At 44.7% G+C, this 23,924-nt stretch carries 21 protein-coding genes and 1 pseudogene; 8 read left to right on the forward strand and 14 right to left on the reverse strand.

Translation table 11 applies throughout. The features are described from left to right. Positions 1 to 9: 9 nt before the first annotated feature. From N4J56_RS05235 to menD, 4 genes are all read right to left on the reverse strand, one after another. A complete protein-coding gene (locus N4J56_RS05235; protein ID WP_317105490.1) occupies positions 10 to 948 on the reverse strand; it encodes a GNAT family N-acetyltransferase in 939 nt (312 codons plus the stop codon). A gap of 94 nt (positions 949 to 1,042) precedes the next feature. Further along, a complete protein-coding gene (locus N4J56_RS05240; RefSeq protein ID WP_317105491.1) occupies positions 1,043 to 1,483 on the reverse strand; it encodes a KTSC domain-containing protein in 441 nt (146 codons plus the stop codon). Positions 1,484 to 1,998: 515 nt separating this feature from the next. Further along, positions 1,999 to 2,517, reverse strand: coding sequence for a hypothetical protein (locus N4J56_RS05245; protein ID WP_317105492.1), 519 nt, complete (start codon positions 2,515 to 2,517; stop codon positions 1,999 to 2,001). Positions 2,518 to 2,574: 57 nt separating this feature from the next. Continuing rightward, positions 2,575 to 4,383, reverse strand: a complete 1,809-nt coding sequence (menD, locus tag N4J56_RS05250; protein WP_317105493.1) for a 2-succinyl-5-enolpyruvyl-6-hydroxy-3-cyclohexene-1-carboxylic-acid synthase — start codon at positions 4,381 to 4,383, stop codon at positions 2,575 to 2,577. Between the two features lie 238 nt (positions 4,384 to 4,621). On the opposite strand from menD, the gene N4J56_RS05255 reads away from it, so the two are divergent. Then, complete coding sequence (locus N4J56_RS05255; RefSeq protein WP_317105494.1) at positions 4,622 to 5,434, forward strand: fumarylacetoacetate hydrolase family protein; 813 nt, start codon at positions 4,622 to 4,624, stop codon at positions 5,432 to 5,434. 127 nt (positions 5,435 to 5,561) lie between these two features. Here the strand turns inward: N4J56_RS05255 and N4J56_RS05260 are convergent, their stop codons facing one another. Together N4J56_RS05260 and N4J56_RS05265 are read right to left on the reverse strand one after the other, a co-directional pair. Then, complete coding sequence (locus tag N4J56_RS05260; RefSeq protein ID WP_039716164.1) at positions 5,562 to 6,038, reverse strand: Tic20 family protein; 477 nt, start codon at positions 6,036 to 6,038, stop codon at positions 5,562 to 5,564. 152 nt (positions 6,039 to 6,190) lie between these two features. Then, positions 6,191 to 6,388, reverse strand: coding sequence for a hypothetical protein (locus N4J56_RS05265; protein ID WP_015155083.1), 198 nt, complete (start codon positions 6,386 to 6,388; stop codon positions 6,191 to 6,193). A gap of 467 nt (positions 6,389 to 6,855) precedes the next feature. Here N4J56_RS05265 and glyA point away from each other — a divergent pair, with 467 nt between their 5' ends. The 6 genes from glyA (at position 6,856) to N4J56_RS05295 (ending at position 14,182) form a co-directional block, all read left to right on the forward strand. Then, on the forward strand, positions 6,856 to 8,139 hold the full coding sequence (gene glyA / locus N4J56_RS05270; RefSeq protein WP_317105496.1) for a serine hydroxymethyltransferase: 1,284 nt from the start codon (positions 6,856 to 6,858) through the stop codon (positions 8,137 to 8,139). A gap of 151 nt (positions 8,140 to 8,290) precedes the next feature. Beyond that, the gene (locus tag N4J56_RS05275; RefSeq protein ID WP_317105497.1) at positions 8,291 to 9,568 is read left to right on the forward strand and encodes a competence/damage-inducible protein A; all 1,278 of its coding nucleotides are present in this window, start codon (positions 8,291 to 8,293) and stop codon (positions 9,566 to 9,568) included. Positions 9,569 to 9,977: 409 nt separating this feature from the next. Next, on the forward strand, positions 9,978 to 10,121 hold the full coding sequence (locus N4J56_RS05280; RefSeq protein ID WP_015155086.1) for a hypothetical protein: 144 nt from the start codon (positions 9,978 to 9,980) through the stop codon (positions 10,119 to 10,121). Further along, positions 10,093 to 10,605, forward strand: coding sequence for a type II 3-dehydroquinate dehydratase (aroQ, locus tag N4J56_RS05285; protein WP_317105498.1), 513 nt, complete (start codon positions 10,093 to 10,095; stop codon positions 10,603 to 10,605). Before N4J56_RS05280 ends, aroQ begins: the two co-directional genes overlap by 29 nt. Continuing rightward, on the forward strand, positions 10,605 to 11,483 hold the full coding sequence (locus tag N4J56_RS05290) for an ADP-ribosylglycohydrolase family protein (RefSeq protein WP_317105499.1): 879 nt from the start codon (positions 10,605 to 10,607) through the stop codon (positions 11,481 to 11,483). The genes aroQ and N4J56_RS05290 overlap by 1 nt, the downstream gene beginning before the upstream one ends. Positions 11,484 to 11,713: 230 nt before the next feature. Continuing rightward, positions 11,714 to 14,182 carry an HDIG domain-containing metalloprotein gene (locus N4J56_RS05295; protein ID WP_317105500.1) on the forward strand — a complete coding sequence of 823 codons (2,469 nt, stop codon included), beginning with the start codon at positions 11,714 to 11,716 and terminating at the stop codon, positions 14,180 to 14,182. A gap of 10 nt (positions 14,183 to 14,192) precedes the next feature. Here the strand turns inward: N4J56_RS05295 and N4J56_RS05300 are convergent, their stop codons facing one another. The 3 genes and pseudogenes from N4J56_RS05300 to N4J56_RS05315 all read right to left on the reverse strand — a co-directional run bounded on the left by N4J56_RS05300 (position 14,193) and on the right by N4J56_RS05315 (position 17,193). After that, positions 14,193 to 15,170 carry a putative 2-dehydropantoate 2-reductase gene (locus N4J56_RS05300; protein ID WP_317105502.1) on the reverse strand — a complete coding sequence of 326 codons (978 nt, stop codon included), beginning with the start codon at positions 15,168 to 15,170 and terminating at the stop codon, positions 14,193 to 14,195. After that, a pseudogene (locus N4J56_RS05305) lies at positions 15,145 to 16,083 on the reverse strand (ion channel). The gene N4J56_RS05300 and the pseudogene N4J56_RS05305 overlap by 26 nt, the downstream one beginning before the upstream one ends. Before the next feature lie 171 nt (positions 16,084 to 16,254). Beyond that, complete coding sequence (locus N4J56_RS05315; RefSeq protein WP_317105506.1) at positions 16,255 to 17,193, reverse strand: YihY/virulence factor BrkB family protein; 939 nt, start codon at positions 17,191 to 17,193, stop codon at positions 16,255 to 16,257. 368 nt (positions 17,194 to 17,561) lie between these two features. Between N4J56_RS05315 and N4J56_RS05320 the strand changes: the two genes are divergently transcribed. Continuing rightward, positions 17,562 to 17,756, forward strand: coding sequence for a DUF2795 domain-containing protein (locus N4J56_RS05320; protein ID WP_317105507.1), 195 nt, complete (start codon positions 17,562 to 17,564; stop codon positions 17,754 to 17,756). A gap of 84 nt (positions 17,757 to 17,840) precedes the next feature. On the opposite strand, the gene N4J56_RS05325 is transcribed toward N4J56_RS05320, so the two are convergent. From N4J56_RS05325 to N4J56_RS05345, 5 genes are all read right to left on the reverse strand, one after another. Then, positions 17,841 to 19,130, reverse strand: a complete 1,290-nt coding sequence (locus tag N4J56_RS05325; protein WP_317105508.1) for a glycosyltransferase family 4 protein — start codon at positions 19,128 to 19,130, stop codon at positions 17,841 to 17,843. Between the two features lie 300 nt (positions 19,131 to 19,430). Then, on the reverse strand, positions 19,431 to 20,375 hold the full coding sequence (locus N4J56_RS05330) for a GDP-L-fucose synthase family protein (RefSeq protein WP_106168568.1): 945 nt from the start codon (positions 20,373 to 20,375) through the stop codon (positions 19,431 to 19,433). Between the two features lie 29 nt (positions 20,376 to 20,404). Beyond that, the gene (gene gmd / locus N4J56_RS05335) at positions 20,405 to 21,484 is read right to left on the reverse strand and encodes a GDP-mannose 4,6-dehydratase (RefSeq protein ID WP_317105509.1); all 1,080 of its coding nucleotides are present in this window, start codon (positions 21,482 to 21,484) and stop codon (positions 20,405 to 20,407) included. Positions 21,485 to 21,913: 429 nt separating this feature from the next. Then, complete coding sequence (locus N4J56_RS05340; RefSeq protein ID WP_015155097.1) at positions 21,914 to 22,645, reverse strand: sugar transferase; 732 nt, start codon at positions 22,643 to 22,645, stop codon at positions 21,914 to 21,916. Positions 22,646 to 22,754: 109 nt separating this feature from the next. Next, complete coding sequence (locus tag N4J56_RS05345) at positions 22,755 to 23,894, reverse strand: glycosyltransferase (RefSeq protein ID WP_317105510.1); 1,140 nt, start codon at positions 23,892 to 23,894, stop codon at positions 22,755 to 22,757. Between the last annotated feature and the right edge of the window lie 30 nt (positions 23,895 to 23,924).

The following is a 23,924-nucleotide window of genomic DNA, read 5'->3' on the forward strand; positions in this document are numbered from 1 at the left end:
TAATTACTATTACCGCCAATCATCTAAAACAAATATATCAGGACGATGATATCCTGACTGATTTGGTCTGTGCATTGCGACTCCAGTAATCTCCGTCCGAAAATCCCGCGCTATCATCCGGCGATATGCTTCATGATGACTCGTATTCACCCCAGCGACTAAGCGCGACATACTCATCTGTACGGTCAAAGTTTCGCACAGATCTAATAATTGCTCGAATCTTTCCTCTACATTCTGTCCCAAACGAACAGCCCCAAATTTAACATAGCAAGTATCGCCACCCGCCTCAGTTCCCGCACCGCAATGACAAACAGCCAACCCTGCTAAACCCTTCTCATCCCCAAAGAAAACTGTGTCACCCAGTTTTTGTGTGTGTACGGTAATAATTTCTGGCGACAGATCTAATCCTGGATAAATGTTATCCGTAAGAGCAAAACTCTCTTTTAAAATACTCGATCGCTGCTCTCGATCCATTTGAGAATATCTTATGGCTTGCGGCAATGACTGAGACTGTTGCACGGTTTTAGCCATAATTACGATTAAAAACCGCTGCCAAAATCCAAATTTTTGATACAGTGCGTGGTGTTTGGGACTGTTAGGAAAGGTAAATAAACCCGCCTGCTGAATGTTCCATGTATCGAAGCATTCTACAACTGGTTCGACCAGACGCTGGGCAATCTTTTGGTTCCACCACTCGGGATGAACGCTTAGAGGACCAAAAGATGCACAACTGCCCCACCGAGTTACTAAATTAGATCCTATAATTCCATCTGCGATCGCTGCAAAAGCTGCTGATGGATTTGCGTGCCAGCGACTTTGGATAAAGTTCGCATCGCCGCCAAACTCTATTGGATCGGGCAATCCGATAAAAGTGCCAAAAGCTAATCTGAACACCCGATCTGCTGCGGGTATTTCGCTTTCTTGAAGCTGGCGAATTAAGACTTCCATTGTTGAGATATTTTCTAAAGGTCGATCGGTTTATATCTTCCTTCATTCCCTTTCAATAACTCATAAAGTCGCCGAAAAATTTAAATAATATAGTCTAGCAACATTCTTCTTCGCTGTAATCGTAGTCAATATAGTCAATTCGCTGGCAATCGTATTGACCTTTAATCTTGTTGTTATAAAATCTTCCTAAAGAATCGGTTTCTTGTAAAGCTTCCCAAGTTTCCGGTTCTACATCCACATACTGATATACGCTGCCACTGCTAAACTCAACTTGTAAAATGCGATCGTTGCAGTCATAACCAATTGATGTTGCCATTGTAGACTGAGCTGGTAGCATTTTTAGAGGTTCAGATGCAGCAGGTAATGCATTAGTATTAACTAATGAATTGACGTGTTGCAAACCTTCATAAGCCTCAATCGGGGCGGGAACTTCCACTAACTCAAACTCATCTCCTCGGTCGATTAACAGTCCTAAATAACCAGCTGAATGACCGACAGCTACAAGATTACCCAGATCGAGCTTAGAGAAATTCATTAGGATTCTAACCCTCTATAGTTTTAGTACAATCGTACCAAAACCCCTGTGATTTGTATAGTGCTAAGGCAACATCCCACCCTTTCTTATTCCTCCCTTATAAAGCAAGGCTTTCTCAAAGTGAGTAACACTACCTCAGCTTAAAATCATGGATTGAAGCCTGAGTTATATTTGAACTTTTATTTCTATTAACTAAGTTTCATTGCTATTTCGATCTAAATATACCAAAAAGTTTCAGTATTGTAAGATACATAGTTTCGGAGTATACAAATAATATGGCAAATTTAAATAGACTGGTAAAAGGCGTATCGCAGCAATTCAACCAAAATTCTTTGAGCTGGGGTTCGCTATTGGTTTGGATAAGTGGGTTAGTTGTAATAATGATATTGATGGTAAGATTTTCTCAAGTTTATTAAGTTTTTCATGCTGATTTTTAGAAAATCAATATAGCAGGGAATAGGGAGCAGATGAGAAAGAGCAATTTGCGCTTTTAGGATGCTCCCTCATAGCAAGATTTACCGTCGATGTTCGATAATGTTCCTACCCCAGTTACCGCGATCGCCCGTACCAGTCCAGTAGTACCAGAAAAATTTTGGCGTGAGTCTTTTCACGGGATGAGGTTCTGTTTGATATCTTTGGGCTACCATCGCTCCATTAATTCCCCTCAACGCCTCGCGATTAGTATAGCCCAAATGGTCTTTAGAAATCTCAATTTGTTGAGCGCGACGAAAGTTAATTAGAGCCGTATTGTAATCACCCCTAATTCCAGCTCGAATTCCTGTTTTCATTAAGCGCGTATAATCTTTCCCATACCCAGGAATAATTGCTAATGGTGGTGGTAAGCAAGTACTATCTTTTGCTTTGCGGCTAGGGACTGCACCAACTGGAACGGGATAAAAAATCTTACAGTCTGATGGGTTGTTTTTATAAAAACTACTGCGAAAATACTTCGGCTCTCTTGTTGTTTGAGCCTGAGTTGGAAGCGCTGTTGCGATCGTAATTAAGACCGCTAAGGTAGCAGAAGTTCTTTTCATCTATCAAAAATTTGGGGAATTTACCGATAACAAATGACAAACGATCGATGCCTAACTTCAAATTCCTTTGACAAATTTTGCTAAATTTTCTTGTCGCCATCGAGCATCAGCTTTTCTGTTCGTTCTCAACTCTAAAACTCGAATTCCGCTTGCTGGTAGAAACTTTAGCTTTTGTCGCAAATCTTCCCAAGTCGCAATTAATTCATGTTCTACACCATAAGTCTGACAAAGGCAAGCGAAATTAATATCTTGTGGCGTAGCAAAAAACTCTTCAAAAGGTGGATCGAACTGAGAAATTGGTAGCATTTCAAAAATTCCGCCACCATTATTATTAATCAGCACGATTGTTAAATGACCCTTAAGTTTTTTGCCAATGAGAAAGCCATTAGTATCGTGCAATAAAGCTAGGTCCCCAGTTAGCATGACACTGCTTTGATTGTGATGAGCAATTCCTAAAGCAGTAGATAAAGTGCCATCAATGCCATTTGCGCCTCGATTCACAAAAGGTCGCACGCCAGAATTACTAGGCATCCAAAAAAATTCTACATCGCGCACGGGCATACTATTGGCAATAAACAGTGGCGTACCAGGGGGGAGTATTTGAGAGAGTATCCAAGCTACCTTACCTTCAAACGGCTGATTCAGATTGGCGATCGCCCCATCTACAACACCTCTCACCTTAGTCTCTAAGTCGCACCATAGCTGAAGATAGTCGCTAGGTAGCTTTGGCTTTGTAGGATAGATTTGAGCTAACTGTTCCACACAAAGGCGCAAATGAGTCGTTTTGCCATGTAGAGGGTCTAGATTTTGGTCGCTAGGATCGACAATCCAACGCTGCGGTTGAGTGCGATCGAGCCAACTACGTAATTCTTTACTTGTAGGCAATTCCCCGATTTGGATCGCCACATCAGGCTTGAGTTTATCTGCTAGTTGCGGTTGCCGGAGAATTAAATCGTAGGTAGAAATGAGATAGGGATTGAGTTCGGCATAGTTTCTTGCTGGAGATAACCCCTCCGCTAGAACTGGAAATTTCACTGTTTTAGCAAGTTGAGCGATCGCCCCACAATATTCTCGCGGGTCCTGTGGTTGGGCAATACCAGCGATGATAATACCGCGTTCGAGCTGTTGCCAAGAGATAGGTAAGGGCGGGTTTAACCCAGAGATCTCTTGACTCATAAACAATCTTGATAAACCCGCCCTTACAGAAGCAGTAGGGGCGATCGGCTGTGCGTCCGCACGGGAACCGGTTTCGATCCCAGCAAAAAAGTCTTCTAATTCTAGTTGGGAAAATATAAATTCAGAATTATTGCCATCGGGTATGGGTGCGAGGGGATCGCGAAAAGGTATATTGAGATGAACGACACCGGAGACGGGGTATAGCGCCCGTTCCCACGCATAAATCGCTGTTTGGCGCAAATATCTTAGTGTCGAGATTTCTAAAGATGGTAGAGCTAATTCTGCTTGCCAGTTAGGATAGGAGCCAAATAACTTTAACTGATCGATCGTTTGTCCAGAATGGCAGTGTCTCAGTTCAGGAGGTCGATCGGCTGTTAGAACTATTAAAGGCACTCGACTTTCCCTTGCTTCCACGATCGCGGGATAGCAGTTAACTCCAGCCGTACCGGAGGTGACGACGACAATTACAGGTTTACTCGTTTGTTTAGCAATTCCCAAGGCAAAAAAGGCAGCAGAACGCTCATCTAACACGGAAATTGCCTCAACTTCTGAGGCTTGCACGAAAGCAATTGTCAGTGGGGTAGAACGCGAACCAGGACAAATGACAGCAGTAGTGAGTCCCAACCGTCGCCATGTTTCTACCAAAATAGAGGCACAAGCAGAATTTGTATTTCTTAAATCGATTGACATTGCGATCGCACAAACTATTAAGTAGTCATCAGTTAGTCATTCAGTTATCAGTGGCTAGTGGCTGTTGGCTGGTGACCAGAATTGAGTCCAGCTACTAGCAACCAGCCACTAGTCACTCACGACTCACGACTCACTTCCCAACGACCAACAACCAACGAAAAAATGCTTTGTAAAACTATCAACACAAAAATTCACGCTCAAACGGTAGAGTAAACGATCAGGTATCTAATAACACTTTATGGCGCAACGCTACATTCGAGTTCAATCTCTAGAGGGACGCATCCACTACGGCATACTCCAACTTAGCTTGGAAGTTCTGCTATTAGATGCGCCACCTTGGCTACAAGGACAGCCTACGCAGGAAAGCTTAACACCAGATGAATATCAGATCCTCGCACCTTGCGCTCCCTCCAAAATCGTAGCAGTGGGTAAAAACTACGTGGAACATGCAGCAGAAATGGGTTCAAGCGTACCGAAGGAACCTTTGTTGTTTCTGAAGCCACCTTCAGCAGTGATTGCCACGGCGACGGAAATTAAATACCCGCAACAGTCGAGACGGGTAGACTATGAAGGAGAATTAGCTTTAGTGATTGGCGATCGCACGTCAGATTGTACGCCAGAACAAGCACAGAAAAAAATTTGGGGCTACACGATCGCCAACGATATCACAGCGCGAGATTTACAAAGGCAGGACAGTCAGTGGACGCGAGCCAAGGGATTTGATACCTTTTGCCCCCTCGGTCCTTGGATCGTCAGAGAAATCAATCCATCTGCCCAGCTACAGACATTTTTAAACGATAACCCACACCCCGTACAATCTGCCAGCATCGAAGAAATGGTCTATTCTCCATCTGTCCTCGTGTCCTACATCAGTCAAGTCATGACGCTGTTACCTGGGGATGTCGTCTTGACTGGAACTCCTCCTGGGGTAGGAGCGCTGAATGCAGGCGATCGCATCCGCGTTGAGATTGAAGGGATTGGTCGCTTAGAAAATACTGTAATTTTAAGGTACGCCAACGAGAATTTTGAATCGACAATTCAAAACTTATAATTTTTTCATGACTAAAGCGACAAGGTTGTTCAGAGCAGTAAAATGTGCAATCGACTTTCAGAAAATAGATAAGTCTCTTGCACTCAGATCGCCAATGACCAATGACTAATGACCGATGGCAAAATATCTATCTCACCTGCATATGAACTGCATCAGAGAGAGCGGGAATTTCTGCGTATTTCCCTCTTAGAGACTGAGTCACAGCAAACGCTACAGATGCCACTATTCCAAGGAAAATTGTACTGGCTATAGTCTGCGTGGCAAAACTAGCCCCAGGAATTGGAGCCAAAATTGGCAGTACCAAACCACACAAAAATATCACAATATCAATTAAAATTGCTTGCATGGTGTTGAAACGAATAAAGTGGCTGATGCTTTCATTTCTAACTACCAATAGATATAAAGCAAAAAAGACAATTAGACTAGCAAAAGGTATACTACTGTATATTTGCAATAAAGGTATCAGCGGTAGAAATAAATATTGTAGAACTGGAAATTCTCGCAGTAAGAAAACGCCAAATGCAAATCCATGCATCAAGGGCAGCAAATATGGCAAACAAGCAAAAATTCGCTCTTGCACTGTAGTAGTCCCGCGCCAAGCCATTATTTATTCTCCTAACAGATTTTATTGAATTTAACTCTTCATATGCACAGGATAGCGCAGGTTTTATAGTTATCAGTTGTCAGCGACCAGCGACCGATGACCAGTGACTAGTTAATTGCGACTTGCGACTTGCGGCTTGCAACGCACTACCATCATTCAACATTGGCAATGCGGAAGCCCATCATGCATTCGTACTGATCTGGTTGTCCTGGGGAGAGTTTAGGTACAGCTTGACCACAGCGTAATTGTCCTTGTCTCCAACGTGGCTGTCCAGCACGATCGGCAAGCAAACAGCTTTGGCAAACTTGCTGAGGGGCAAGGATTCGATCTTCCATCAAAATCACTAACATCCAGATCCCTCCAGAATATCCCATAATCCCTTAAGTCAATTTTATGCTAGTCACTCAGAAAGAGTGTTATAAGGCATACAGAGCTTAATATGAGGGGTGCGGAGAGAGGAGCGAGGAGTGAGGGAAAGATAGGGGTGAGGAGCGAGGAGTAAGAGATGAGAGGAAGGCTGAACCACAGAGGCTAAAGATGAAGATTTTTACCGATCGCAAGTCACAGCTAACAGCTCTCCGACTCCCTCAGGTTGCTCAACTTTCTTTCCACCTCCTGACCGCTTACTACCGACTCATTCCTAATTTTTTCCCTGACTCCTCGCTCCTCGCTCCTCGCCCCTATCTCTTTGAGTTAAAGTATCTATGTTGAGTTATGCTGTCTGCAAATTTTGATTGATGGTGTGGTTTCGGAAAACGCGATCGCTCCTATTAATCTAGACAGGTACAGTCGTGTAAATTGCTTAAGGTTAACCACAGTGTCTTCGACTAACTTAGATTTACTTGCTTCCTCCGATCCGGTTGTGGCTGAATTAATTAGCAGCGAACTTCAGCGCCAGCGTGACCACTTAGAATTAATTGCTAGTGAAAACTTTACTTCGGCTGCTGTTTTAGCCGCCCAAGGTTCGGTATTGACCAATAAATATGCTGAAGGCTTACCTGGAAAGCGTTATTACGGCGGTTGTGAATATATCGATCGCGTCGAGCAATTAGCGATCGATCGCGTCAAGCAGCTGTTTGGTGCAGCTCATGCCAACGTTCAACCCCATTCCGGCGCTCAAGCTAATTTCGCCGTCTTCATGACTCTGCTAGAGCCAGGAGACGCAATTATGGGTATGGATCTATCCCACGGCGGACATTTAACCCACGGTTCGCCGGTTAATTTCTCTGGGAAGTGGTTTAAAGTCCACCATTACGGCGTGAATCCCCAGACAGAACAATTAGACTACGACCAAATTCGGGAATTGGCGCTGCAACATCGTCCTAAGCTACTCATTTGCGGTTATTCTGCTTATCCACGCATAATTGACTTTGAAAAGTTTAGAGCGATCGCCGATGAAGTTGGTGCTTACTTATTAGCCGATATCGCTCACATTGCTGGATTAGTTGCTACTGGCTTGCATCCTAACCCCATTCCCTACTGCGATGTGGTCACGACAACCACACATAAAACTTTGCGCGGACCAAGAGGTGGATTGATTCTCACTCGCGATCCCGAACTGGGGAAAAAACTAGACAAATCCGTGTTTCCTGGTAGCCAAGGCGGACCTTTGGAACACGTCATCGCAGCGAAAGCAGTTGCCTTTGGCGAAGCATTGCAGCCTCAATTCAAAACTTATGCAGCTCGAGTTATTGAAAATGCTAAAGCTATGGCTGCTCAATTACAAAACAGAGGCTTCAAACTCGTATCCAACGGTACAGAAAATCATTTGATGCTGGTTGACTTGCGCTGTATTGGCATGACAGGTAAAGAAGGCGATCGCCTTTTAGGTGAAACAAATATCACCGCTAATAAGAATACAGTCCCCTTCGATACAGAATCGCCTTTTGTGACAAGTGGTATCCGTTTGGGTTCTCCAGCCATGACCACACGAGGCATGGGCACGGAAGAATTTACCGAAATTGCCAATATTATCGCCGATCGCCTGCTACATTCTCAAGATGATACCGTAGCGCAAGACTGTCGCCGCCGAGTCGCGGCATTGTGCGATCGCTTCCCCCTCTATCCGCATCTCAACGTTCCCGTACCTGCCCTTGCCTAACGGAGTGATTAGGAGCGAGGAGCGAGGAGTGAGGGAATAATTTAAGATGCAAAACAAACAATACAATATTTCTAATTTTTCCCTGCTACTCCTACAGTCCTTATCCTAACTGCCCTCGCTCCTCACTCCTCACCCCTAACTCCTCATTTATATGAGTGCTGAAATCATTTGTGTTGGAACTGAATTACTGCTGGGCGATATTCTCAACACCAACGCGCAATTTTTAGCTCAGCAATTAGCAAATCTGGGAATTCCCCATTACTATCAAACTGTAGTGGGAGATAATCCTGCAAGAATCAAACACGCAATTCAAGTCGCTTTAGAACGAACATCAACTCAGGATAACTCGACTCAAGTTCTCATTTTTACAGGCGGTTTAGGTCCTACGCCCGACGATCTAACCCACGAAACTTTAGCCGATTTCTTTGGCGTACCACTCGCAGAACACCAAGAAATTATTGAAGACATTACCCGCAAATATGCTGCACGCGGGCGAAAAATGTCTCCTAGCAATCGTAAGCAAGCTCTACTACCTAAAGGTGCGGCAATCTTACCTAATCCAGGTGGAACCGCTCCAGGTATTCTCTGGCAACCGCGATCTGGAGTGGCAATTCTCACCTTTCCTGGCGTACCGTCGGAAATGCAGCGAATGTGGCAAGAAACAGCCGTGCCTTACCTTAAGAGTCTGGGTTACGGTCAAGAAATTATTTATAGCCAAACTTTGAAATTCTGGGGTGTTGCCGAAGCAGCTCTAGCAGAAAAAGCAGCAGCCTTTCTCAATTTACCTAACCCTACCGTTGCTCCTTATGCCAGCCAGGGAGAGGTGAAGTTGCGTGTTTCGGCAAAAGCAACTTCACCCGAAACAGCCAAGCAAATTATTGCTCCAGTAGCTCGACAATTGCAGGAAATTGGAGACTTAAATTATTTCGGTTCTGACGAAGAAACTTTAGCCTCGGCAGTCGGTAAATTGTTAACTGCGGCGGGAGAAACTCTGAGTGTGGCGGAATCCTGCACGGGTGGCGGTTTAGGGCAGATGCTCACGGACATATCAGGTAGTTCTAGATATTTCTGGGGGGGAGTTATTTCCTACGACAATGCGGTAAAAATTTCTGTTTTGGGCGTTAATCCTGATGATTTGAGTCAATTTGGCGCTGTCAGCGCGATCGTCGCCGAACAAATGGCAGCAGGAGTGCGATCGCGTCTCGGTACGACTTGGGGTTTGAGCATCACGGGAATTGCCGGACCCGATGGTGGTACGGCAACTAAACCTGTTGGCTTAGTGTATATCGGTTTGGCGGGAGCTGATGGCAAGGTTCAAAGTTTTGAAAATCATTTCGGAGCTGGACGCGATCGCGCTCTGATTCGCCATATCAGCGCCTGCACCGCTCTCGATCTCTTGCGTCGTCAGTTAAGAACTAGTGACCAGTAACCAGTGACCAGTGAATTGCGACTTGTGACTTGTCCCCACACCCGATTCATCCTTGCCTCTCGCCAGTTCTTCTCACGCATCACTTTTACTGATACTTATTCCCTCAAAAGAGAGATGTGTCTGCTGTTGGAATTTGTGATATCTTTATATTAAATAAAAAAGTTAGACTCTCACCCTCGCTTTCCAAACGAAATGTTGGTAGAGCAGAGGAAACAAACAGTGAAAGCGGTTGAGAAGAAGTAGCTACGCTACATTTTGACTTGAAAAAGTTAAACTTTGTGTGCTAGCAACAGCAAAAAGCTAAGCAAATATAAAGAAAAAGTAGCGGAAAAATCAAGAGCGCACAAAGATAGATTCCAATCGATTATCATCAAGAAATCAAGGTAGTTTTGCAGGAGTAATCGGTTCGATGGATTACATAGATCGGGTACTGGAAAAGCTGAAAGAATGGGCGCGCAAGCTAATTGAAGCCTTGCTAGGACCGGAAGCTGAACCGGAACCAGAGCCGATCCCAATTCCAGTTGATGACCGCCGCACTCGTCGTCACAGATAAGTATCGAACAGGCTTGAATGGCGTGTCTTCTAATTCGTCACCGATCAAAGTTATCGTGCTTCATGGACCGAATTTGAACCTACTGGGAGCAAGAGAGCCAGGAATTTATGGTTCGGTGACGTTGGCAGAAATCGATAGTATGTTAGTGGCAGAAGGGGATCGGCTGCAAGCCGAAGTAGAGGCGATGCAGTCTAACCATGAAGGCGTGTTAGTGGATGCGATCCAAGCAGCTAAGCCGAAATTCCAGGGAATTTTGATTAATGCGGGTGCTTATACCCATACAAGCGTGGCGCTGCGAGATGCGATCGCTGCGGTAAAAATTCCTACAGTAGAAGTTCATTTAAGTAATATCTATCAACGAGAATCTTTTCGCCATCACTCCTATATTTCAGCTGTGGCAATCGGGCAAATTAGTGGTTTTGGCGTACAGAGCTATCGCTTAGGTTTACACGCCTTGATTCACCATATCAGGCACTCTAATTAATGAGTTACTCGATTCATAGTCGATTTCGCGGCACGATGCTGGGAATGGCAGTTGGCGAGGTCGCAAACCACCCTAAACTTAAGGCGATATTATCTGAAAGGGCAATCGATAACTCATCCCAATCGGGGTTGCTCAACTCAGTATTGCAAGGAATAAAGACTTTAATCGCGCTCGGTAGGTTCGATTACGAAGCGTGGCACAAATCCATGACAAAAGAGTTGACTGGTAATCCAATCGCTTCACCTTTAACAACTCTTCCCATATCAGTATTTTTTCATGAGAATGAGTTGAAGCTGCGGCAAAATTTGCAACTGGCGCTAGTCGCGATCGCTCGGGATGAGCCAGAAAGCAGAGATGGAACCTTAGCAATAGGACAAGCAATCGCCATTGCTTTACAAGCAAAATCGAACCCAATCGAGATAATTTCCCAAGCAATTGCCTTTGTAGGAGCATCCCCAACTGCAACAGCTGCAAAACTCTCACAAGTCAAGAAGCTACTGGACGAACAAGCAGGATTGGAAAGAGCGATCGCTCAGTTAGGACAACCCCATGAATTGAGCAGTCAAATCGCTTTGGCGTTTTTTTGCTACCTGAGTACTCCAGCAGACTTTCGTCTGACCGTTCAAAGAGCAGCAATAAGCGATCGCTCTGGCGTGACGAGCGCGATCGCGGGTGCGCTTTCAGGAGCTTACAATGGCATAGCAAGCATTCCAGCTACTCAAGCACTAGCAATAGGGGTGACAAATCAAGCTGAAGTGCTAAGATTGTGTGATGTACTAGTCGCAGTGTGGTCGGGAGTATATCAGCAGAGCGATCGAGCTACTGCCAACAATCAAATAGTCGCAATTGCTGCCCCTAAAATCGTGCGGAGGCGCTGAGAATAATCGTTGTCTTTCCAAAATCGATCTGAAAAATTTGATTTCAGGAAAGTTTAGTTTCTAAATACTTGAGTTGTAGAACAGGCAATAAGCTTAATCGTCAGTTGCGAGATCTCATTGTGGAAAGATCCATAGACTGGATGTAATTATTGTCATTCAATCTAAGATTACAGATGAGGCTTTATGCCGTTGAACTTTTTGCTCCATGCTGATTGCATGCAATAAGGGTAATGAAAAAGCGCACGCTATTTGAATTGCTCGACCTGCAACTCAAGAAGTGGCAGCAATTGCGACCAAACCAGCAGAAATCAACTCGTCAAATATGCCAAGCTCAACAGGGAGTTAAAGCTAAAAAATCTCCTAAAGTGCGCAAAGAACGCACCTCTGCGCTCCTGATACTGGCAGTGGTATTGCTGAGTATAATGCTGGGAAATCGCTTTGCCAACCAACCTCGGCTAGATGAAGGCACGATCGCACCAGAGACAATTCGCGCCCCTAGAGCAGCTCAAATTGTCGATACGAAAACTACAGCCCAAAACCGCCAAATTGCATGGAGAAAAGCAGAGCCAATCTTAGTCATTGACTCGACGGTAAACCAAAAAATTTGGCAAAAGTTGCAAGCTCACTTGACACAGGGAGAGCAACTGCGGCAGTTAGCAGGAGATTTTCCATTTACAACCACAACCACTTTATCTACAGCAGCGCAAATTTATCTACGCAGTTGCCCAGATTCTCAGTGGCAGCAAATCTTAGCCTTTTTACGAGACGCGCAAAGTCGAGAACGCAAGCAAAATGCCGCGACAACAAACTTTGCTCCGGTTAAAATCGAAAGATTTGAAAATGAGGCAATGGCTCAAGCAGCAAAGGAACTGAATGCCTATCGCTTAAAAACAGCGACATCTCAACAGTTCTCGATGTTAATGGCAAAGATATCTCAAGTTCGCCAGCAATACGCTCAAGCTTTATCACAACTAGCACGATTACAAAAAACAACTCCGCCGACTCTTTACGAATCTTCCTGGTTAGATTTATCCGATCCCATTTGGTCGAAGACAGTTGCTGGTATCCGCGCCACTACACAACGCATTCTCGCCCAAGGAGTATATCGAGGCATATCATCCGACACTTTGCAAACAGCGGTGAACTTACAAGTGCGATCGCATGTGCCACCGCAGCTGGAACCTCTAGCAACCCAAATGCTGTTAACCGTTCTCGAACCAAATCTCAAAGAAGACGAAGCACAAACAAAGTTAGCAGCAGCTGAAGCGGTAGCAAAAATTGCCCCCCAAATGCTGACTTTAGAGCGAGGCGAGGTCATAGTCAGAAAAGGCGAAACGATCGACCATGCTGCATTTATCACCCTCGACTATTTCGGTCTGTCGCGACGAGGGATCGGTTGGTCGGGACTATCAAAATTTAGTGGAATTGTTAGTATAGTCGTTGGTATTTTTGCCTGGGTTGCCTGGATCGAGCGGCAGAAACTGCGGCAGCGTGATTGTATTTTGATTTTGTTGTTAGCTTTAAGTACTCCGCTACTCTTAAGACTAAATTTACGGTATATTAACTTACCTGCTGTAGGACTGTTACTAGGTAGCTTCTACGGCTTCCCCATTGGTGGTACGGTTGTAGGGTTGCTGGGGCTGCTCGTACCTATAGGAATGGATATTAGCGGCAAGTCTTTGTTAACAGGCTTAGCTGGCGGAATGCTAGCTAGTTGGATGGCTGGGTGGATGCGATCGCGAGAAGAGTTAGCCCTGATCGGAGTCGCGGTTAGTGCAATCCAAGGATTAGCTTACCTGCTCGGGAAAGTCGTCCTCAGCGCGATCGGGACTGATTCAGTATGGAATTGGTACGATGTTGCCCTTCAAGCTGGCTTATTTAGCCTTGCAGGGATTGTCTGGAGCGCGATCGCGATCGGCATTAGCCCCTATTTAGAGCATTTTTTCGATCTAGTTACCCCAATTCGGCTAGCAGAACTTGCCAACCCCAACCGACCATTATTAAAGCGTTTGGCAACGGAAGCCCCCGGAACCTTTCAACACACGCTGTTTGTCTCCACTCTGGCAGAGGCAGCGGCGAGGGCATTGGGATGCAACGTCGAATTGGTGCGGACGGGAACCTTATATCACGATATTGGCAAACTCCACGATCCCCTCGCTTTTATTGAGAATCAGATGGGTGAAGCGAATAAACACGATGAAATTAACGATCCTTGGGAGAGTGCGGCAATTATTAGAAAGCACGTGACTGAAGGGTTAGTCATGGCACGAAAGTGTCGTTTACCAATGGCAATCCAAGCCTTTATTCCCGAACATCAAGGCACGATGGCGATCGCCTATTTTTACCACCAAGCGCAGCAGATAGCACGACAAGACCATAGCATTACAGTAGACGAAAGAGATTTTTGTTACGCGGGTCCAGCGCCCCAGTCGCGAGAAACAGCCTTGGTGATGCTGGCAGATTCCTGTGAAGCAGCTTTACGCACTCTACCAGCAGCCGGAAAATCAGGAGCCAAAGAACCGACGCGAGAGGAAGCCCTAGCAATGGTACAAAAAATTCTGCGATCGCGCTGGCAAGACAATCAATTAGTTGATTCTGGACTAACGCGGGCAGACATGGATATCATCGCCGAAACCTTTGTCAACATTTGGCAACAGTTTCATCACAAGCGGATTGCTTATCCGAAGAAGAGAGACTAGAGAGAAGAACTCAAAATTTAAACTTCAAATTTTTTCCATCTAAAAACTTCAACTGCCGATACAAAGTGCGAATTTGAGGCAGATTTGTTCCAGCAGCCTCAGCTAGACGTAATGGACTGCCAACGATCGCTTCAACTTCCAAAGGACGCTTCAAATCGTAGTCAATTTTCATGCTGGTTTTATACGGCTTCATTTTGGCAGTCCGATCGAGCATGTTTTGGACAAAACTACTGGAAATATGGCGATCGAACTCAGCTGCACCCGCTACCACTTCCGCCATCAACTCTTCGACTAAAGCCCGAGTGGATGCATTTGCCATCAACTCATCGGTTCGAGCATTGAGTATGACAGATAGCCCGTTATAGGGAATATTCCATACCAATTTTTGCCAACGCGCTAACAGCAAATCTTCTGATAAGTCAATGGGAATGCCAGCCGATTCAAAATCAGTGGCAATTTGCTGCATTCTTGTCGTAATTCCTGCCGGAAAATAGTCAGCAGTATATTCTCCCAGCGAGATCGCCTTGTAATCTAAATGGCGAATATGTCCTGGGGCAACTTTATTTGCGCAGACAAAACACATACCGCCGATAACTCGATGAGAACCGACAATTTCAGCTACCGTGTCTTCTATTCCCAAACCATTCTGCAATACCAAAACTACGCCATCTTCTTTCAGAACTGGAAGTAATAGATCGGATAATAGATGATTTTGAATTGTTTTCAGCGCGATCGCCACCACATCGCAACGCGGCATATCCTTCACGTCTTGGTAAGCATTGACCTGAGATAGGGTAAAGTCACCGTCAGTTGACTCTATAACTAAACCAGATTGAGAAACATGGGTATAATCACTGCGAAGCAAAAAATGGACATCTAAACCAGCCTTTTGCAAACAACCACCATAATAACCACCCAATGCCCCCGTTCCTAACATGGCGTAACTGCGTTTACCATCACAATTATGGCGATCGGGATACGACTCCATTTGTTTCTTCCCTCTGGCTAGAAACGGGCATTACCTCATGAAAGTGGTTGTAATCGATATAGCGTTGCCCGTCAGACTTCTGGAATAAAATATCAGCAAATCGATGATGCCACAACATCTCTGAAGCAATGTATGTATGACGAGCATGAATCATCTGAGATACAGTCTCATCAATGCCAGTCAGCGTCACCACCAACATTGTCTCTGCTGCTTCTAGATCTTCTAAAGTAGCGCCGTAAAATGGGCTGTACTCGTCAATCGGATGCATTACCGTCCAAGAGAGAATAAAAATTGGATTATTAGCACGCACCAAAGGCAGGTCGTACAATCGGCGCATAAACTGCCCCTCAGCATTCACTTCGTCTCGTACCAGTACAACTCTAATCTGCGCTTCAATAATTTGGTTGCGACGCTTATTCGCCACGCGAAACATCAAAGTTGGAATCCCATCATAAGCCGTGACAACAGCTACTTGACTGAAAACCACTCGCGCCGTAGGACGAGAGAAACGAGCAAAAGCGATTCCCGTTCCCATAGCTACGCCCAATAAACCCACCCAAGATTCGATCGCCACTAGAACGTTAGCGTAGTCAGTCTGCGGATTCATCACGCCATAGCCAATAGTTGCCATTGTTTGAATGCTGAAAAAGAAAGCATCCCAGAAATTGCCAGGTCGAGCGTTAGCTATGCTACCCGGTTGTAATAAATATGCAAGAGCAAACAAAGAATTGAGTAATATGTATCCAGAAGCTACGATACCTAAGAACTAAGACCAAGGCATAGTAATCAACAAATGGTATGGATCGCGCCAGTAGTAATACCATTTATTAATTCCCTGAACGTTTAACCGTCCATTCTGCCTCACAATTGAAATAATTGGTTTACGGGGAAGACGACGCTTTACTTTTGTCATTTGTCATTCGTCATTTGTCATTGGTTGGAGGTGATTCCAGCTCATGAATCGCGACTTGTGAGTTAGGCGTTACCAACTACCTCTAGATAGATATTTTGACTTGATTTGGTAAAAGATGGGGAGCGATCGCCAAGCGCTAACCTATAACTTACGACTTATGACTGATAACTTCTATCTCGTCTTCCGGCGGCGACGATCGCGATCTGTTCTCATTCCTTGCTCGTCACGGTTTGTTTCCGTTAGCGGTACGGCATTTTTTGTTGGTACGATGCGAGAACCATATCTTCTGGCATAAACTTGAGTAAATTCTGCACCGAAAAAGAGGATTTGGGCAGCATAGTAAACCCAAACTAAGATAATGACGACTGAACCTGCCGCGCCGTAGGTAGAACCAAAACTACTGTTTCCTAGATACAGTCCCAAAGCAAACCTACCAATTGAGAATAGTAGCGAAGTAACGATCGCGCCGCTCCAAACATCGCTCCAGGCAATTTTGACATCTGGCAAGACTTTATAAATCAGTCCGAATAGTAGTGTCGTCACGGCAAAAGAGAGGACGAAGTTAGCTATCTGTAACAATGCTCCGATTCCTGGTAACAAGCTGCCCAAAAAATTAACCAAACCTGATAAACCTGCACTTAAAACCAGGGAAACGAGTAGCAAAAAGCCTACACCGAGTACCATCGTGAATGACAAAAAGCGATCGCGCAAGATGCCGATTAAACCTCGTCCTGGTTTCGGCTGAACTTCCCAAATCGTGTTCAAAGAGTCTTGTAACTGAGCGAATAAGCCAGAAGCGCCAAATAGTAAGACAGCAATACTAATTAGAGAAGCAATGGTTCCTGCTTTAGGTTTACTAGCACCTTCAATTGCCGTTTCAATAAATTTTGCCCCGTCCCTACCTACTAAACCTTGAATCTGCGTGACAATTTCGCCTCTTGCTGCTTCTTCACCAAAAACTGCTCCAGCAATCGCGATCGCAATAATCAACATCGGGGCGAGGGAAAATACCGTGTAATATGCCAATGCTGCGGCTAGTCGCGAAGCTTTATCTTCGTTCCATTCAGTAAATGTCTCTCGCAACAAACTGATAATTGTCTTAATTCTCACTGCTAAATCTCCTCTTTGCCAGATGCACGGTCATTTTGATGACTATGACAAAATCGGAAATTTTACACATCTCCAGGGAGATAGAAAAGTTTAAATTTGTCTGATTTGATACTCAAAAACTAAATTCTAGTATCGTTAGTCACTATCTCAACTCAGCCAGGTGTATTTCGAGCAAAATTGATGAAGCATCTGCGACATTTTTTTTATAAAAGTTATACACTATCGCTCTCTGCAATCGAAATTACTAAATTATTCTCACGCAAACGGTTTTCATCCTAATGGAAGAAGGAAGGCGAATTTGCCATGGTTAACATTTCAGGGGAATCACAAATTTTCATAAATTCAAATTAGAATGAGGTACGCTAGCAATGGCTAAAGTTAATCCGATCCAGCTGCAAAAACATCTCAAAGGTATGGAATATCCTGCTTCTAAGCAAGATATTGTGGATTATGCCAAACAACAAGGCGCGGATAATAATGCGATCGCTGTTTTAGAACAGTTACCAGAAGAAGAATACGAAACTCCTACTGATGTCAATAAAGCAGTAGGAGAAGTGCAATAGTTAGTTACTAATTGTTATTTATCGGTTGATAGTAATGAAATTACCAATAACTATCAACCAACAACTGTGGAGTATTATTATTTACTAATTATCCAATAAACCTTGATAAATTTCTAAATGCTGTTGAGTAATATTTTGCCAATTAAAAGTTTGGCTAAAAACTCGACTGGCTTTAGCCTGTTGTTTTCGTTTTTCGGGGCGATCGATCAGTTCTATTAATGCAGTTGTTAGGGCAGTAACATCCTGCGGTGGGACAAGTAATAATGGATGCGTATCTGGTAACGACGGCACATGAGTTGCGATCGCTGGTAAACTGTGGGATAAAAGCGACATCAAAGAACTACTATTGAGACTCACATCGCGATCTAACACTCCGATATCCGATCCTGCGAGATAGGGAGACATAATTTCCTCGTCCAAATATCCCGTGAAATGGACGAACGAACGTAATTCGAGTTCGTCAATCGTTGTTTGCAGTTGTGTTAGGTATGTATTATCGTCTTGAACTGTTGATTTCGGGCTATCTTTCCTATCCATCACCAGCAGTCGTGCTTGAGGCTGAGTTGTAACAACCTGTTTAAAAGCTAGTAGTAGAGTCTTTAAGTCCTTACCAGAGTGGAGAAAGCCTAAATAGGTAATGACGAGTGCATCTTCATGCCAATTGCAAGTTTGCCGTAAAACCTGGCGTGCTGCACTACTGTCCGTTTCGCTCGCTTGTACGTTGGTAGCTGCTGGAACGTGCCACAAACGACGCTCTATATTAGGTAATCTCGCTTGAATTAAGGTTTTTGCTTCTGGGGCGATCGCAATTGTGGCATTGCTTAACGCCAGCAAAAATCCCCCTTCTCGATCCCACCACGCACACTGCTGTCCCAACTGCTGCAACCAACCCGAAAATCGGGCTAGCAATCCTCGACCTTGCCACTCCCAATTACCATACTCGTGTATTGTCGTCACGATGGGCGATCGCCACCCAGATAATCGCAACAATAATGGTAGTAACAAGATTGCCGGCTGATGACCGTAGATTTGCGGTTGGTACTGAATGTGTACGGCATCCGCACCACTATCCCATACTGCTTTGACCAAAGCCTTTAGATCGACCCACTGCCATCCATGCACGACTCCTAACGCATGAGGGTCGTAAGCCGCTTCTGCCGCGTAGTAAGTTGTCAGTACAATAGATTCCACACCGCGATCGCGGAGGGAAGTATGTAGGCGAGCAGTGTAGTCTGAAACACTATCGCTTTCTGGTAAGTACGTACCAGCAATGAAAGCAATGCGGCTCATGGCACAAGACGGCGGGTAGAAGCCAATATCTCCTTCTTGACTCTGGCTTGTACGAGTACAATCACTGCTAACAACTACTATCACGATCGGTAAATAATTTACTATTCTTCGATGATGAAAATAAAGCTGGCAGAGTTCCTAATTCTACAGTAATAATACTGATTTCAAACACCAGAAAGAGAATAATATCAGCGAAATTACGGTCTTTACTTCTTCAGGTATATGCGATCGGTCAAAGATTAGTCAACGAAAAAAGGTGAGCATTGCCCACCTTACACTGTTTTAATCATTAATTTTTAATTTTGGTACGGGAAGGTTTACTCAATAATTCCTACTCAGATAAATATTGTGAATTATGAGTCAACCCATTGCTACAAATTTAACTTATGCTCCGTGCTTTCGATACCAATCAATCGTATTGGTCAATCCCTGCCTGAAACCTACTTGAGTCACAAAACCATAGGCTTGTTTTGCCCTTTCGGTATCTAAACAGCGACGGGGTTGACCGTTGGGCTTATCGGTTTGCCAAATAATTTCCCCGTCATATTCCATTAATTCGCAAATTAAATGAATCAAATCGCGGATTGAAATTTCCTCGCCTGTTCCCAAATTCACAGGTTCTGGATCGTTATAAAACTGAGTCCCCATGACAATTCCCCGTGCTGCATCTTCTGAGTAGAGAAATTCGCGGGTAGGAGTACCATCACCCCAAACAGGAATTTGCTTGTCTCCCCGCAGTTGAGCTTCATGCACTTTGCGGATCAAAGCTGGGATGACGTGGGAACTCTTAGGGTCGAAGTTATCTTCAGGACCGTATAAGTTGACTGGCAAGAGATAGATACCATTAAAGCCGTACTGTTGGCGATAAGCTTGCAATTGTACTAATAGCGCTTTTTTGGCAATGCCATAGGGGGCGTTGGTTTCCTCTGGGTAGCCATTCCAGAGGTCATCTTCTTTGAAGGGGACTGGTGTAAATTTAGGGTAGGCACAGATCGTACCGACACAGACAAACTTTTCCACTCCCGCTTGATAAGCCGAGTGGATCAGTTGCGCCCCCATCATCAAGTTATCGTAAAACAGCTCGGCAGGTTTAGCTTGATTCAGCCCAATACCGCCAACGTGGGCAGCCAGATGAATAATAATATCTTGCTGGTCAACCGCACGCTGGCAGTTTTCTAAGACTCGCAAATCGCAATCGCGCGATCGCGTTACGGTAATCTTGTTTTTATCTGCACCAGCTTGACAAAGTTGATCTATCACCTGACGACCTAAGAACCCAGCACCACCAGTTACGAGAATGCGTTTGTTGTTTAAATCTAAGGCGGTCATGAGTTCAGCCTCGTAGGTAGGTTTTAGGACTAGGATAGGTAGCTGACCATATCTTGACGGATTGTTGCGATGTCATGGATGACTGAAGCACCATTTCCATTCGGGGCAGATAGACCGATCGCTTTTAAATCTGCGTCCACCATTAAAGCAACAAGCTGCTCGAATGTCACGCTAGGAGTCCATCCCAATTTTTGTCGTGCCTTGGTAGAATCTCCAATTAGTAATTCTACCTCTGCTGGTCTGAGGTAGCGATCGTCAAATTCTACGTAGTCTTGCCAATTTAAATTTACATAACCAAAAGCTAATTCGAGAAACTCGCGCACGGAATGGGTTTCACCTGTAGAAATTACGTAATCATCAGCTTGCTGCTGCTGTAACATCAACCACATTGCTCGTACGTAATCTTTCGCATAGCCCCAGTCGCGCTTTGCGTCTAAGTTACCCATGTAGATTTTCTTCTGTTTGCCAGCTACAATACGGGCAACAGCACGGGTAATTTTGCGCGTTACGAAAGTTTCACCCCGTCGCGGGCTTTCGTGGTTAAATAAAATACCGTTACAGGCAAACATCCCATAAGATTCGCGATAGTTAATTGTTTGCCAGTGAGCGTAAACTTTAGCACAGGCGTAAGGACTGCGAGGATAGAAAGGAGTTGATTCTTTTTGCGGAATTTCCTGTACTAATCCATACATTTCTGAAGAACCAGCTTGGTAGAACCGAACTTCTATACCCGTCCGGTGTTGGTAATCGCGAATTGCTTCTAATAACCGTAACGTTCCCATGCCTACGGAATCCACCGTGTATTCAGGGGAGTCAAAGCTAACGCGAACGTGGGATTGAGAACCTAAATTATAGATTTCTATAGGTTTGACTTCTTCTAAAATGCGTCGGAGTGTCGTGCCGTCGGTCAAGTCCCCATAGTGCAGAAACATCCGCACGCCTTCTTTATGCGGGTCTTCATAAATATGATCGATCCGGTCTGTGTTAAATGTCGAGGTACGGCGAATGATTCCGTGTACCTCATAGCCTTGTTCCAACAGAAACTCGCTCAGGTACGAACCGTCTTGACCTGTAATACCAGTAATTAAAGCTCTCTTTGTTTGCGTCATACTTAATACTATATTTTTCTTTTTCCCTAAAACAATAGAGCGAGAACGCTGCTACAACTTAAGCAAATAATGGCAAAATTGCCCTCAGAGAGATCACCTAGTCGTGCCGTTGCCGTCTGGTTGGCGTTAATGCAAGCTTGGCTAAAATACAAATTAACTTAAAGTTTGCTTTTCATTATTAAGTAATTATTGAGTAATTGCAAAGATTGCGTAGATTGAGAGGACGATCGCTCCAGGCTTTTCGCTCTCGTTACTGTTTGGAACGGCACTAAATATACCGCTCGTAGAAACCGCAGGACAATGGATCGAAAAGAAAAGTATTGTTTCAGATAAAAAAGGGGCATCTGTTGCCCCTAAACGCGAAACTGATAAATTTCAGCAAACCATGACAAATCTCAAATGCTGACGGCTACAAGCTAACGGATACACTTAATAAGCACCGTTATTTTTTGGTACAATTACCACAAATACCGTCTTTAAAATGACCCACACATCTAGCCACATGCTGTAAGAGCTGGCATAGTGAACGTCTATTTGCACTCTACGATTGTAAGGAATGTCATTTCTGCCCGACACTTGCCACAAACCAGTAATTCCTGGCTTGATGGTTAAGACCTTATCAATATGACGACCATATCGCGGTAGCTCTTCTGCTACCAAAGGTCGGGGACCGACGATACTCATATCACCCATGAGCACGTTCCAAAATTGGGGAAATTCATCTAGGCTAGTTAAGCGCAAAAAATGACCGACTTTGGTAATGCGCGGGTCTTGTTTTAACTTGAAATTATCCTCAAATTCCTGCCGCAATCCTGGCGACGAGGCAATCAATTCTGACAAAATCTCATCAGCATTGGCTACCATAGTACGGAATTTAATACAATAAAAAGGCTTGTGATTCCTGCCTACTCGTTCCTGAACGTAAAAGATCGGTCCAGGGGAACTTAAGGCGATGGAGAAGCCTAACACCAGATAAACTGGCGCAAATAAAATTAGAACGGAAAGCGAAAATAAAACATCGAACAATCTTTTGGCAAACTCTTTATTGAGTCGAGCGAGCAATAAACCCTTCGGTTTAGCTCTGGTTCTAAACGGCTCTTGCCCGCGTTTGACAAAAGCCTGTAACCGCTTGCCAAAGAGGAGTGAGCTTTGGGCTGTCATCATACTCCTAAACCATCCACACCACACATAGTCCCGATCTTAAAGCCAGAAGCACCATTCTGAGGCATATTTAATTTTAGAGGCTGTAAAACCAGCTAAAAATCAACTCCTAAGAATTAGGGACGAAGAACTCCTGACACGAGCGTTCTAGAAAAGCTAAAAACTGCTCTTCAAAGATTTTAGGGGTAAATTGAGTTGCCTGGGTGCGAATCCGATCGGAATCGAACGCTACCCAGTTGGCTTCAAATTTTTCCACAGCTGCCACCAATGCGTCTACTGTTTGCTCTAAAAAAAATATTCCCGTCGCGCTATCGGGGTAGCGGTGCAAGTCTCGCACTGTTTCCAACGCTCCCCCAGCGCCCAAGGCGATGACTGGCGTGCCGCAAGCTTGAGCCTCGACGATCGCGATGCCAAAATCCTCTAGAGCTGCATAAACAAACGCTTTTGCTTGAGCCATATATTTCTCTACTACATCATTAGGCTGCGCTCCTAAAATTTGAACGTGCGACTGTGCCAGTTTGCGAATCTCTGGAAGTTCTGGACCCGTACCGATCACGACCAAAGGTTTTTTGAGTTGATTAAAGGCGCGGACGATGGTTGAGACTTGCTTGTAACTGACCAATCGCGAAACCGTGAGGTAAAAATCTTGTTTATCTTTCACCACGGGGAAGCGATCGATATCTACAGGCGGATAAATTACTGTAGCAGGACGACGATAACAGCGCCAAATACGGCGTGCCGTATGGTGAGAGTTGGCGATGAAATAATCGACACGGTTAGCGGCGATCGCATCCCACTGGCGCAGGCAATGGAGTAAATACCTAGTGGCAATTCCAGGTAGACCGCGACCCATGCGGCTAGAGCGGAGGTAATCGAACGTCATATCCCAAGCAAAGCGCATCGGACTGTGACAATAGCAAACATGAAGCTGCTGGGGACTGGCAAGTACGGCTTTGGCAACGGTATGAGACGAAGAAACGATCGCATCATAGGCACGCAAATCTAATTGTTCGATCGCCAACGGCAACAAAGGGAGATATTTCTGTACGCCATTGCGCGAGAACGGTAAGTGTTGCAAAAATGTCGTACCAATTTTGCGTCCGAACAAATAACTTTGGGAATTAGTAGATTCAAAGTCAATCAGTGCGTAGAGATCGGCATTGATGCACCTGAGAATTTCTCGCACTACTAATTCCGAACCGCCAGTAGCTTGAGGCGTTAACCACTCATGGACAAGGGCATATTTCAAGGTTACACTTAGCTGAATTTTGGCTCTATG

It is taken from the genome of Chroococcidiopsis sp. SAG 2025 (assembly GCF_032860985.1).
Classification (GTDB): Bacteria; Cyanobacteriota; Cyanobacteriia; order Cyanobacteriales; family Chroococcidiopsidaceae; genus Chroococcidiopsis.

What these genes read in the sequence shown, in the direction of transcription:
- N4J56_RS05235 (WP_317105490.1), bottom strand. Translation starts at nt 948, where the DNA reads ATGGAAGTCTTAATTCGCCAGCTTCAAGAAAGCGAAATACCCGCAGCA.
- N4J56_RS05240 (WP_317105491.1), bottom strand. Translation starts at nt 1,483, where the DNA reads ATGAATTTCTCTAAGCTCGATCTGGGTAATCTTGTAGCTGTCGGTCAT.
- N4J56_RS05245 (WP_317105492.1), bottom strand. Translation starts at nt 2,517, where the DNA reads ATGAAAAGAACTTCTGCTACCTTAGCGGTCTTAATTACGATCGCAACA.
- menD (WP_317105493.1), bottom strand. Translation starts at nt 4,383, where the DNA reads ATGTCAATCGATTTAAGAAATACAAATTCTGCTTGTGCCTCTATTTTG.
- N4J56_RS05255 (WP_317105494.1), top strand. Translation starts at nt 4,622, where the DNA reads ATGGCGCAACGCTACATTCGAGTTCAATCTCTAGAGGGACGCATCCAC.
- N4J56_RS05260 (WP_039716164.1), bottom strand. Translation starts at nt 6,038, where the DNA reads ATGGCTTGGCGCGGGACTACTACAGTGCAAGAGCGAATTTTTGCTTGT.
- N4J56_RS05265 (WP_015155083.1), bottom strand. Translation starts at nt 6,388, where the DNA reads ATGTTAGTGATTTTGATGGAAGATCGAATCCTTGCCCCTCAGCAAGTT.
- N4J56_RS05275 (WP_317105497.1), top strand. Translation starts at nt 8,291, where the DNA reads ATGAGTGCTGAAATCATTTGTGTTGGAACTGAATTACTGCTGGGCGAT.
- N4J56_RS05280 (WP_015155086.1), top strand. Translation starts at nt 9,978, where the DNA reads ATGGATTACATAGATCGGGTACTGGAAAAGCTGAAAGAATGGGCGCGC.
- aroQ (WP_317105498.1), top strand. Translation starts at nt 10,093, where the DNA reads ATGACCGCCGCACTCGTCGTCACAGATAAGTATCGAACAGGCTTGAAT.
- N4J56_RS05290 (WP_317105499.1), top strand. Translation starts at nt 10,605, where the DNA reads ATGAGTTACTCGATTCATAGTCGATTTCGCGGCACGATGCTGGGAATG.
- N4J56_RS05295 (WP_317105500.1), top strand. Translation starts at nt 11,714, where the DNA reads ATGAAAAAGCGCACGCTATTTGAATTGCTCGACCTGCAACTCAAGAAG.
- N4J56_RS05300 (WP_317105502.1), bottom strand. Translation starts at nt 15,170, where the DNA reads ATGGAGTCGTATCCCGATCGCCATAATTGTGATGGTAAACGCAGTTAC.
- N4J56_RS05320 (WP_317105507.1), top strand. Translation starts at nt 17,562, where the DNA reads ATGGCTAAAGTTAATCCGATCCAGCTGCAAAAACATCTCAAAGGTATG.
- N4J56_RS05330 (WP_106168568.1), bottom strand. Translation starts at nt 20,375, where the DNA reads ATGACCGCCTTAGATTTAAACAACAAACGCATTCTCGTAACTGGTGGT.
- gmd (WP_317105509.1), bottom strand. Translation starts at nt 21,484, where the DNA reads ATGACGCAAACAAAGAGAGCTTTAATTACTGGTATTACAGGTCAAGAC.
- N4J56_RS05340 (WP_015155097.1), bottom strand. Translation starts at nt 22,645, where the DNA reads ATGACAGCCCAAAGCTCACTCCTCTTTGGCAAGCGGTTACAGGCTTTT.